This is a genomic window from Methylomonas sp. LL1 (assembly GCF_015711015.1).
Lineage (GTDB): Bacteria > Pseudomonadota > Gammaproteobacteria > Methylococcales > Methylomonadaceae > Methylomonas.
The window spans coordinates 1,254,443-1,266,414 of record NZ_CP064653.1; the positions used below are offsets into that span (position 1 = coordinate 1,254,443).

An 11,972-nucleotide genomic window follows, 5' to 3' on the forward strand; every position below is an offset into this window, starting at 1 on the left:
CCCCGATGCTCAACCAAGCCGGAATCAGTTGCCTTCCTTAATATCCTGCTTGAGATCGCCATAGCCCTTTTGGGCCTTACCGAGATTCTTTTGGACATTGCCTTCCACTTCCATGCCCTTGTCGTCCAGTATCTTGCCGGTGACTTCCTTGACTTTGCCCTTGGTTTCTTCAACCCGGCCTTCTACTTGATCATCGTTCATCGGCGCTTCGATTTTGCTGTTTTCGGCATAAGCGTTTAACCCGCAAAATGACAAGATGAAGCCGGCCATTAACAGGGTGGATTTGTTTTGGGTGAATTTCATGATGAGTTTCCGTGACAATAGTGGGAGGAATTAACGCCGGCAGCCCCGGCTTTGCAGGGCAATCCAGCCGGTTTAGTCTTCAGTCGACTTCTTGATGTCTTCCTTAAGGTCACCAAAGCCCGATCGAACCTTACCGGCATTTTTTTGAACATTGCCTTCTAGTTCCATCGCTTCGTCCTCGCTGGCCTTGCCGGCGATTTCCTTCACTTTGCCTTTGAGCACTTCGACTCGGCCTTTTATTTGATCTCTGTTCATAGTGGTTCCCGATAATGGATTGAATCGATATTCGAACGAACTCCGAATTTATTCAGCGCTCGGATGAAACCATACTCACAATGGCTAACATGGTCGGTGCGGCAACGCACATTACTTTTGGATAAGTTATGACCGAGTCCTGGAGCCGCCGAAGCCTTGACCGGTCTGCGCTCGATGCGATTTTGTCTGTGCGAAGCGGAATGTCAAAACAGGCGGTTCAATGGCTAGCAAACCGAAGGATTTCGCCGTCAATAACTGCCCGTTTTCGACGCTTGCATGTCGCCGGTGTGGGGAGGGGCCGTTGGCCGTCAAGGCGATAGTTTGGTTTGCAAGACTTGTAGAATCTTGTCGTACTCAAGATTGTCGGCATAATGTTTTAGTCTGCCGCCAAGCTCGGCATTCCACTCGCTAATTCGGGCGACGGCCTCGGCTATCGGTTCTTCGTATAAGGAAATGGCCGCTTCGTAAAGCTGTTCGCGCAAGGCCGCCGGCATACCTTCCAAATCCTGGGGCGTCAATTCGGCAAAGGTTTTATCGGCCGGCGCTGATGCGTCCCGATAAATGAAGCGCACGCCCAGGTGTTTGCTCAAACAGGCAAAGATTTCGTCGGGACGATACGGCTTGTGCAGTAGATCGTCCATACCCGAATCGCGCATTTCCTGCTGTTGCTCCTTAAATGCCGAAGCGGTCAATGCGACGATCTTGACCGATTGGCCGCCAGGCAAGGCCCGAATGCGGCGGCTGGCTTCCATGCCGTCCATCACCGGCATGCGTCTATCCATCCAGACAAAATGCGGCGCCCAGCTTTGGAATAAAGTGACTGCTTCCAGCCCATTTTCGGCGGTTTGAATCTGGAAGCCGACCTGTTGCAACAGTTTTTTCAATAACAAGGTGTTTTCCAACTGATCCTCGACGATCAAAATCCGGTAGTCGGGCTGGCCTGGTTCCAATCCGATCACGCTGCCAGGTTGCGGTTCGGCGCTGGCGAGCTCGGTTTCACTGGCCAATTGGACCGGAAATTCGGTTCGAAACACCGATCCCTTACCCAGGGTACTGTTCAGTGTCAGGCTACCCCCCAGCAATTGCACGAACTGATGGGAAATCGCCAAGCCCAAGCCGGTACCCTTATGGTTGCCGGTCTTGCCGGCCTGGACAAAGGCATCGAAGATCAGCGGCTGATCTTCGGCGGCGATGCCGATACCGGTATCTTGCACTTCGATAATCAACCAGGGTGTCTGTCCTTGGGTTTTGACATCCAGCCGCAGGGTCACGCTACCCTGCTCGGTAAATTTGATCGCATTGCCGATTAAATTGGTGATGATTTGCCGTAGTTTTGCTTCGTCGCCACGGATCAGGCGCGGAAAACACGAGGATTGATCCAACAGGAGTTTTATGCCTTTTTCATCGGCCCGTTGACGCATCAGGTCGTGGATGTCGCGCACCAACGCGCCCAAATCGAACGGAGCGATTTCGAGTTCAACCCTCCCCGCCTCGATCTTGGCCATGTCCAGCACATCATTGATCAGATGCAACAAATGATCGCCGCTACGGTTGATGATCTCGAGATTTTCGCGCTGGCCGTCGGAAATGCTCGGATCACGCTGCATCAAGCCGGAGAATCCGAGAATCGCGTTCAGCGGGGTCCGCAGTTCGTGGCTCATATTGGCCAGAAACAGGCTTTTGGCGCGGTTGGCGGCTTCGGCCCGTTCCTTGGCCCCTTCCAGCTCGCGGGTACGCGACTTTACTTTGTCTTCCAAGTCGGCCTGGATACTGCGCAAGGCTTCGGTGCGCTGGTCAAAAATCACCGCCAGTTCGTCGAGTTCATCGCCGGTACCTAGCGGCGAGCAACGCCGTTCGGAACTGCCGTCGGCCAATGCCGCGCGTTGGCGCAAGATCAGGATGGGGCGGGCCAGGCGATAGCCGAACCAGGATGCCAACCCGATGCCGATCACGGTCAACAATAGACCGAACAAGGCCACATCACGAATGGCGGTCTTGACCGGCGCCAGAATTTTTTCCCGCGACATGGCCAGTTCCAGTTCCAGGTTTAATCCGCCCAGATTGGTCGCCGCCGGACTTTCGGCTAGGCGCCGGCGTTTAACCATCACGTTGCCCCCAACCTCTTCGCCGCGCAAGTAAAGCCTATTCTGGCCGTCGAAAAGGCTGTGGCGTAAATCGGGATCGGCCGGCAATACGCGTTGAGCTATCGCGGGCAAGTCGAAATTCACCAGCAGCGCCGCCTGAGTGGTGCCGTAATAAACCACCGGAACGAATACTTGCCAAAGCCGGCGTTCGGCATCGACCGATTGGCCGACCACGCCATAGTTCAGTGCGGTGCGCAGTTCATGCGAATCTTGATAGGTTGGCAGGTTGGGCTGGCTGGCATAGATAGGCCGGCCATCGAAATCCAACAACGCCACCGCGCGAACATCGCGCCCTTGCTCGAAATTGGCCACCAACTTGGGTAGGTAAGTCTTGCGTCCCTGGCTATCGATGATGCCGTTGATCAACAACGGATTCTTGGCCAATACCTGAGCGCTTTCCAATAAATAGTCGAAGCGTTGGGCAAGTTGGCCGGCATTGACTTCGTAGCGCTTGTCGAGATCGGTTTCCAACGCCTCGGTCAGGATCCCGATCAGGCGATAAGCCACCACCGATGCCACGCTCAGCATGGCGATGACGACGAAGCTGCCGAATAACCAAGTGATGCGCCGGCGTAAACCGTGGCCACCCGTGAAAAAGGCCAAGGATTTCATCAGCGTGCTCCGACAATACGGCCACGCTCGTCGTATTTGGCCAAATGCAATATGTCCGGCCCTAACGCATCATGCCGTTCGGCCGTAAACGGCGGAACATAGTCGCGAACGATGCCGGGATAGGATTTCAACTTTTCCATCGCCGCGCGGATGGCCTGGGTATCCGAAGTACCGGCTTGGCGGACGGCACTCGCCAACAGATGCACCAGATCATAAGCATGCGCGGTACCGGCGGGCGCCGGGATAGGATCGATGGCTGTTAACCGGTAACGGGCACGATAGCGTTCGGTGAAAGCCGTCAGGCGGGGGTTGGCTGTGCCGTTGTCCATCAGGATGGACTGGACAAAACGCAGTTCCACCTTACTCAGCGCATGTTGGCTTTGACGCCAAAAATCGCCGCCGGTGAATCCCCAGTGCGCGTAGATCGGTAGGGGATTGTCCATCCGCGCCATGTCTTCAACCAGTTCCCTACTTTCCGCCGCATTGGCCACCAGGATAATCACATCGGTGCCGCGGTCACGCAGTTCTGACAGCCTGGCCGCGAAATCGGTTTCACCCCGATTCAACCATTCCAGGGTCACCGTGCCGGGCGGCAGCTTGGCAATCAAGGGGTTCAGCGCTTCTTCGTTACTACGCCCCCAGGCGGACTGTTCCAGCAAGGCGGTGATATGCCGGCCGCGATGCAAGGCATGTTCGAGTAAAAAGGGCGCGACCCAGGTATCGTCGATGGAAACGCGAAAGGTATAACTGGGTTGGTAATCATGGTGGATGACTCCGGTACCGGCCGACCAGGCCATCAAAAACGGCAGTTGCAGACGGTGGATCGTTTCCAGTTCGTCCTGTATCACGCTAGTGTGCATGCCTGCCATCGTTGCCAACATGCCGGGCAGGCGGGCGAAGGTTTCGATATTTTCCAGACCCCGGAACGGATTTTGCCGGTGGTCGCGGGCCACGATGCGCAGCGGTCGTCCCAAAATGCCGCCCTTGCCATTGATCTCGTCCACCGCCATTTCCATGCCGCGTAAAATTGCGCCACCGGCCATTGCACCGCTGCCGGACAAGTCGGCGTCGAGTCCGAGCAACAGCGGCATGGTTGAAGCCGGTTGGCCTGCCCGGTTGGCCTGGTCCAGTAATGCCATGATCCGCAATTCGTCGGTCTTGGCCAACAAGTCGTAGCCGACTTCGAAACCGTAGCCGCGTACCAGGGGAGCCAGCGCTTCGGCAAAACGTTGGCGCTGGTCGCCGCCGAGAGTATGCACTTGCACGCCGGCGGCGCGGATTGTCTCCAGAAACTGGGCTTCGCGCCGGGCCGTTTCTTCCCGTTCCCACGGTGCCAGTTCGCGGGCGGTGTCCAGAATCAGGTCGCGTATATCCTGCGGCAAGCCCTCGAATGCCTTACGGCTGGCCGAAAACACATAGCCTAGCCAGGCATGATTGCTGAGGGTCAAGTGGCTTTGCACCTCGTATAGGCGTTTGCCGGCGATGGCGACCAGCGGATTCTCCTGGCCATCGACCGCTCCGTCGGTCAGTGCTTGATGAAGGGTCGCGAAATCGATAACGACCGGCTCGGCGCCCATTGCGCTGAATTGATCCATCAGCAACCGGCTCTTCATGGTCCGTATGCGCAGACCGGCAAAATCCTCGGGACGCAACAGAGGACGATTGGCGGTGAATTGTTTGAAGCCGTTTTCCCAGAAAGCGATGCCGACCAGACCGATGTCGTTGAGCTTGGCCAGTAACAGATTGCCCGGTTCACCGTCCAGCATGCTGTAAAGCTCGGCACGGTCGGCGAAGTAGAAAGGCAGATCGGCATATTGCATGGCCGGCACATCGACGCTGAGTTTGGCGGTGGGCGTCAACAACAGATCGAGTTTACCTTCCCGCGCCATTTCGACCATCTGTTCGTCGGTGCCGAGTTGTTGGTCGGGATAGACTTTTACCTCCACCCTGCCCTGGCTGCGTTCGGCTATCCGTTCGGCGAAACGCTGCGAAGCGGCATGCAAGGCACTGTCGGCACTGAGGTTGAGGCCTAAGCGTAAACTGTAGCGCGCCACGGCGACCGGTGGCGGGGCATTGGATCGAAGCGGGCCGGCGCCGGAATAATACAAATAGCACCCAACCACAGCCAGCACGATGCTCAAGGTCAGCAAGGTCACGATCAGGTAATGTATCGGTTTCCGTTTCGTTGCCATGGTTCCTACTTTTAAATGCAGATATATGCCGTCGATTTTTACAGTGTACCCCGGTCGCATTAAACGCGTTGGCTAACATGCACGACCGGAGCTATACCTTGCGGATGATCGCTAGCTCGATGGGTGTTGATGATCGCGCGCCAATAATAAATAAAACGCCGGCACTACGATCAAGGTAAATAGGGTTCCTATTCCCAGGCCGCTGGCTATGACCAAACCAATATCGAACCGGCTGGCCGCGCCGGGGCCGGATGCCATCAACAACGGAATCATGGCGACTATCATCGACACCGTGGTCATCAGAATCGGCCTTAAGCGTATGGTTGCGGCCTGTTCCACCGCCTGGAACTTGCTCAGTTTATTATGACTTTGTAATTGGTTGGCGAATTCGACGATCAAGATGCCGTTTTTGGCAATCAAACCGATCAGGGTAATCAAGCCGACCTGGGTATAAATATTGACCGAGGCGAATCCCAGCATCATGAAGGCCAAGGCACTGGCAATCGATAGCGGCACCGAGATCAGGATAATCAACGGATCGCGCCAACTTTCGAATTGGGCGGCCAGCACCAGATAGATGATCAGCAAGGCCATGAAGAAGGTCAGGATCAAGGCACTGCCTTGCTGGGCATACTGACGGGATGAACCGGTGTAGTCCCAACTAAATCCGCGCGGAAATATGTCGCGCGCGGTTTGCTCCATATAAGCCATCGCATCGCCCAAGCCCACGCCGGGCAGCATCATGCCGTTGATGGTCAGGCTGTTAAGTTGTTGAAATTGGGTGCGCTTGCCGGGCTCCACCGAGTGTTCCAATTTGATCAACGACGACAACGGCACTTGCCCACCCGATGCGGTACGCAAATAATAGCTATCCAGCTTGCCGACATCCATCCGGGCCTGATCGTCGACTTGCGGGATGACTTTATAACTTCGGCCCTGTAAGCTGAATCGGTTCACGTATTGGCCGCCCAACAAGGTCGCCAAATTTTTGCCTATATCCTGCATATTGATGCCCAAGTCGGCCGCGCGGTCCCGGTCGATCACCAATGTGGTTTGCGGCCGGTTAAAGTTGACGTCTTTCATCAGGAAGGCAAATTTTCCGCTTTGCATGGCCTTGTCCAGCAACTGGTCGGCTACCTGATCCAACGCGGTGTAGTCGGCATCGGTCACCATCACAAACTGCATCGGCAAGCCACCTCCGGAACCCGGCAAGCTGGGACGGGGAATCACGGCGGTTTGAAAACCGGCGATTTTACCGACCTTGGCTTGCAGTTCCGGCTGAATTTCGGATTGCGAGCGCTCGCGCTGAAAGGTGGACGGCATTTTGAAGCCGCTGAACACGCTGCTGGTATCGCCGCCAAATCCCATAATCAGGAAACTTTCCTGGTATTCCGGAATAGTTTCGAATTGTTTGATCAGTTCGCGCGCATAGGTTTCGTTATAGTGCAAGGTCGCCGTCTGAGGCCCGCTTGCCATGGTAAACAGTATGCTTTGATCCTCGGTCGGAGCCAGTTCCTTGGCCGACAACATAAACATGAAATAAATACTGACCAGCACCAACAAGGCAAACAACATGATGCTGGATGGGTATTCCAACACCTTATGTAACAGGCGTTGGTAATAGCCGGCCAGGCCAGTAAAAAAATGTTCGACGGCCCGTTCGAATCGGCTGGGGTGTCCCGCGTCCTTCAATACTCTGGAGCTCATCATGGGCGACAGGGTCAGAGCCACCACGCCGGAAACCAAAACCGCGCCGGCCAAGGAAAAGGCGAATTCGGTAAATAGGGTTCCAACCAATCCCCCCATGAAACCGATGGGCGCATAGACCGCGATCAAAGTGGTGGTCATCGCGACTACCGGCAGGCCCAATTCGCGCGCGCCCAGCAAGGCGGCTTGCAAGCGCGGCTGCCCGTCTTCTATGTGCCTATGAATGTTTTCCACCATCACGATCGCATCGTCGACCACCAAGCCGATGGCCAGTACCAGTGCCAGCATGGTCAATAAATTGATCGAAAAACCCATCGCCAACATCAAAAAGGCGCCGCCAATCAGGGACAACGGTACCGTCACCGCCGGCACCAGCGCGGCCCGAAACGAACCGATCGACAGGAAAATAATCACCAACACTATCGCCACGGCCTCGATCAAGGTACTGAAGACTTCGTTGATCGAATCCTCGATAAATTGGCTGGCATCATACGGCAGCAATATGTTCATCGAGTCGGGCAAATCGCGTTCAATATCTTTTAACAATACTTTTACCGATTTTGCCACGGTCAAGGGATTGGAACCAGGCGCCTGTTCTATCCCCATGAAAATAGCCATTTTGCCTTTGTACCAGTTGACCGAATCATAATCCTCGCTGCCCAGCTCGGTATCGGCTATGTCCTCCAATCTGACCAAGGTGCCGTTGCGATTGCTGACCACCAATTGCTTGAATTCGTTCTCGTTGACCGCATCGGTCGTGGCGCGTAGATCGATTTTGACGAAGTTGCCCTTGGTGCCTCCCGCCCCGGACAAATAATTGTTTTCCCTCAAGACCTCGCTCACATCGGTGGCCGTTACCCCGAGAGCCGCCATCCGTTCCGGATCCAGCCAAATGCGCATCGCAAAGGTTTTATTGCCCAGCATCTTGGCTTTACCGACACCGGGCACCGCCTGGATCTTGGGTTGCACCACCCGCAGCATGTAATCGCTGAGTTGGGCCGCTTCCAGGCTATCGCTGTACAAGGCGATATACATCAATGCGGTGCTTTCGCCGGTTTGCGAAGTAATCACCGGGTCTTCCGCCTCGGCCGGCAATACGTTGCGTTGGCTGGCGACTTTGGCCTGAATTTCGGCGACGGCGGCATTCGGATCGAAATTTAGCCGCATGTGCGCTTCTATGGTTGAACTCCCCTGCCGGCTGCTGGAAGACAAGTAATCAATGCCGTCGGCTTCGGCGATAGCTTGCTGCAAGGGATTGGTGATGAAGCCCTTGACCAGTTCACTGCTGGCGCCTGGATAAGAAGTGGCGATGGTCACCACGGTGTTTTCGGTTTCCGGATACTGGCGCAACTCCAGTACGGTAATCGCCCTGAGCCCCAGAACCAGAATCAGCAAGCTGATGACGCTGGCCAGTACCGGACGGTGAATAAATAAATCGGTGAATTTCACTGAATCGGCTCCCGTTCGCCGGGCGCGGGCTGGCTATCCAGCGTGACCGGCATGCCGTTACGCAGTTTGACCTGTCCGGCACTGACCACCTTGTCACCGGCTCGAAGGCCACTAACGATTTCAACCCTGCCCTCGCGAGTTTGGCCGGTGACGACTTGGCGGCTTTGCACGGTCAGACCTTTTTCGGTTTGCTCGATCAAGAACACCGAATCGCCGTAAGGATTGTAGCTAATGGCGGTATCGGGCAAGGTCAGCACCTGTAAATTGCTTCCGGATTTGATTTGCACTTGGGCGAACATACCGGGACGTAGGGCTTTGTCTTGATTCGCCACCAGCGCGCGAACCTTCAGCGCGCGAGTATCGCGTTCCACCGCCGGACTAATCGCCATGATGCGGCCGCTAAAGTACCGATCCGGATAAGCTTGCACCGTGGCGCTGATCGGTTGATTTTTAGCCAATTGGCTGACATGCCGTTCCGGCAAGCTGAAATCCAGATAAATCGGATCGAGCTTTTGCAGGCTGACAATGGCTTTGCCTTCGGCCAGGTACTCACCCAAGTTGACTTGGCGAATCCCCAACTCGCCATTGAAGGGTGCTCTGATCATTTTTTTATCGATCAGGGTCTTTTTCGCTTGAACGGCGGCCATGGCCTGATCCAGCATGGCTTTATGCTGATCGTAGTCGGATCTGGATACATATTTTTTTTCAATCATTTTCTCGCTGCGTTCGAAACGGACTTGGGCAAAGTCTTGTTCCGCCTGTAGCCCCTTCAATTCAGCCAAATCGGTATCCGCATCCAGTTCCACTAACAGCTGGCCTTGTTTGACGGATTGGCCGGACTCGAAATGAATGGTTTTGATTTTGCCGACCACTTCATTGCTGACATCCACACCCGAAATGGCGGTCAGACTGCCAACCGCCGATAATGACGACGACCATTGTTCCTGTTTTACCGTTGCGGCGGCCACCACGGCCGGCGGCGGTGGCACCATCTGGCTGATAGCCTGCTGAATTTGATAAAACTTAAACCCGAATATACCGCCCAATATCAACACGGTAAACAATAAGACAATTAGAATACGTTTGATCATCAGCGTTTTAGACAATAATAGAAATAATTCAGCGCTTCCATGCCGGTGTACTGTAAGCGACTAGATATACAAACGCGCCATTTGCCGCCAATATTGGCCTTGATGCGCGCGTCCATCCCATTCATAAAACCGATGGCTTATACCCTTTCGGTTCAACACCTGACTCAATTCACGGTTGTTTTGTAAAAATGGATCTTGTTTGCCGATGACCAAGGTAATGTCCATTTTTTGTAGCAGGTTCAACTGGATTTTATCGGTTAAGTTCGGCAAATAATGGCTGGGGGTATGAAAATAGATGTTGTCGTCATAGTAACCGTCAAACAAATTTTTAAAATATTCCACTTCCAGGGTTAAATCGAATCGACCGGAGAATGCTACCAGCTTTTGAAAGCGATGGGGATGCCGAAATGCGAGATTGGCGGCATGATAGGCGCCCAGGCTGCAACCATGCACGATGGTGCAAGGATGCGGATTTTTGGCATGCATGAATGGGATCACTTCATTCAATACATATTCCTCAAACAACATATGGCGCAAGATTCGGTCTTTTGGCCGGCGCCAAAAGCAATAAAAGCTTTCGTGATCGATACTATCGAGACAAAAAAGCTGCAGATGGCCGGCATCGATTTTGTGTTTTAGGGTATCAACAATACCCAGGTTCTCGTATTCGTAAAATCGGCCATCGCGAGTAGGAAATATCAACACCTTGGCGCCGGCATGGCCAAATACCAGAAACTCCATATCGCGTCCTAAACGGGCGCTATGCCAGTGATGATATTCACGATTCATGGCGTACTTGACTGCTCTCCGAAAAAAAGCCGAATTTCACCTAATAACTGCTGTTCTTGCTGAGGTTGGCATGGATATTCGAAATGCCCGGCATCCAGCACAAACAGGGCTTTGGGACCGGCCCAGGCATTATAAACGGCGAACTGTCCCGGAGGCGCCACCATGGGATCGAATAAAGCGGCGGCCACATGTACGGGTTGTGCCGCAAAAGTAGCGGCAATTGCCGAATCATAATAGGCCAAGGTATCTGAAATGCCAGGATGGCGCTGAAAATAGTCCGTGACGGCCGCCGCGCTTCCAATAGTCGGTAAGGACAAACGCAATGTCTGATGTCCAAAAGTCGGCACGTTCAAGTGCGCGCGATGTATGCGCTTATCCCACGGCAACGCCAAGGCACCGATACCGCCGCCGAAACTCATGCCCATATAACCTATGCGCTCGGTGGCATGCGGATAAAGTTCCAGCATTAGCGAGACGCCCAGCCATAAATCGTCCACGCAGCCGCCCAGAATATAATGATCGGGATCGTCTATGCCATGAACCACATGCTGACTGGGCTGATCCGACAACCCTTGGCAGCGGCTTCGCGACAGGCCGCGAAAGCAAGGAAATAAATAGGCCGTTTCCGGAATTTCGAAATGATAATCCGGTTGGCTTCTGCCGCCATAGCCATGGCCGACGATAATACATTGTTTGACAACTTGATTCTCGGGCTCCAGCAACCAACCGCCAATGCTAAATCCGCCAGTGGATTGGTATTGAATATCAAATATCGTAAAACCGGCATGCGCCCCGCACTGACCGAGGCTGAAACCTGGCCGTAACGACAATGCGTTCTGGTACCGATTTTGCCAGAATTGGGAAAAATTATTGGGTGCTTGCGGTGGTTCGATAGCTAAAAATCTCTCAAGATTGTAGCCATAACTAGGATCGAATGGGAATGGATGGTCGAATGCTTTCACGACGGGTATTTTAGGCATTTAGTCGTGAGGAAATTGATTGAAGCAATTAAAGAGATAAGGGTTTGAGAGCAGTTTTATGCGAAAAAAAACTTTACGCCCCTTATCCCAATAATTGTTTCTTAATGCCGCCGATTTAAAAAATCAATCGACAATTTTGAACTTCTCCCTGGATGCATCGACCATGTCGCGCAGTTCTTTGCCAGGTTTAAAATGCGGTACGTGTTTTTCGGTCAGAGAAACTGACTCGCCGGTTTTGGGGTTTCTGCCGAGACGGGCGGAACGGTGATGCAAGGAAAAACTACCAAATCCGCGGATTTCGATTCGATCTCCGCTTGCCAGCGTGTCGCTCAAGTGATCGACAACACATCTAACTGCCAACTCAACATCTTTAAGCGGGAGATGTGGCTGTTTGCGTGCCAACACCTCGATCAATTCTGATTTTGTCACATCAAACCCTGAGTAATCGAA

9 protein-coding genes are annotated in these 11,972 nt (G+C 53.8%); all 9 read right to left on the reverse strand.

Going from position 1 to position 11,972, the window contains the following annotated elements; genetic code table 11:
- Positions 1–24 precede the first annotated feature (24 nt).
- Complete coding sequence (locus IVG45_RS06215; RefSeq protein ID WP_196436998.1) at positions 25–303, reverse strand: CsbD family protein; 279 nt, start codon at positions 301–303, stop codon at positions 25–27.
- Positions 304–375: 72 nt separating this feature from the next.
- On the reverse strand, positions 376–558 hold the full coding sequence (locus IVG45_RS06220; protein WP_196436999.1) for a CsbD family protein: 183 nt from the start codon (positions 556–558) through the stop codon (positions 376–378).
- A 308-nt stretch (positions 559–866) separates the two neighbouring features.
- Positions 867–3,314: an ATP-binding protein gene (locus IVG45_RS06225; RefSeq protein WP_196437000.1), complete on the reverse strand. Its 2,448-nt coding sequence runs from the start codon at positions 3,312–3,314 to the stop codon at positions 867–869.
- Positions 3,314–5,506: a DctP family TRAP transporter solute-binding subunit gene (locus IVG45_RS06230; protein ID WP_196437001.1), complete on the reverse strand. Its 2,193-nt coding sequence runs from the start codon at positions 5,504–5,506 to the stop codon at positions 3,314–3,316. The genes IVG45_RS06225 and IVG45_RS06230 overlap by 1 nt, the downstream gene beginning before the upstream one ends.
- 111 nt (positions 5,507–5,617) lie before the next feature.
- The gene (locus tag IVG45_RS06235; RefSeq protein WP_196437002.1) at positions 5,618–8,662 is read right to left on the reverse strand and encodes an efflux RND transporter permease subunit; all 3,045 of its coding nucleotides are present in this window, start codon (positions 8,660–8,662) and stop codon (positions 5,618–5,620) included.
- Complete coding sequence (locus IVG45_RS06240; RefSeq protein ID WP_196437003.1) at positions 8,659–9,753, reverse strand: efflux RND transporter periplasmic adaptor subunit; 1,095 nt, start codon at positions 9,751–9,753, stop codon at positions 8,659–8,661. Before IVG45_RS06240 ends, IVG45_RS06235 begins: the two co-directional genes overlap by 4 nt.
- A 60-nt stretch (positions 9,754–9,813) precedes the next feature.
- On the reverse strand, positions 9,814–10,542 hold the full coding sequence (locus IVG45_RS06245) for an esterase family protein (RefSeq protein WP_196437004.1): 729 nt from the start codon (positions 10,540–10,542) through the stop codon (positions 9,814–9,816).
- Entirely contained in the window at positions 10,539–11,504 is a 966-nt protein-coding gene (locus tag IVG45_RS06250; RefSeq protein ID WP_196437005.1) for an acetylxylan esterase, read from the reverse strand. The genes IVG45_RS06245 and IVG45_RS06250 overlap by 4 nt, the downstream gene beginning before the upstream one ends.
- 141 nt (positions 11,505–11,645) lie before the next feature.
- A complete protein-coding gene (locus tag IVG45_RS06255; protein ID WP_196437006.1) occupies positions 11,646–11,951 on the reverse strand; it encodes an integration host factor subunit beta in 306 nt (101 codons plus the stop codon).
- Between the last annotated feature and the right edge of the window lie 21 nt (positions 11,952–11,972).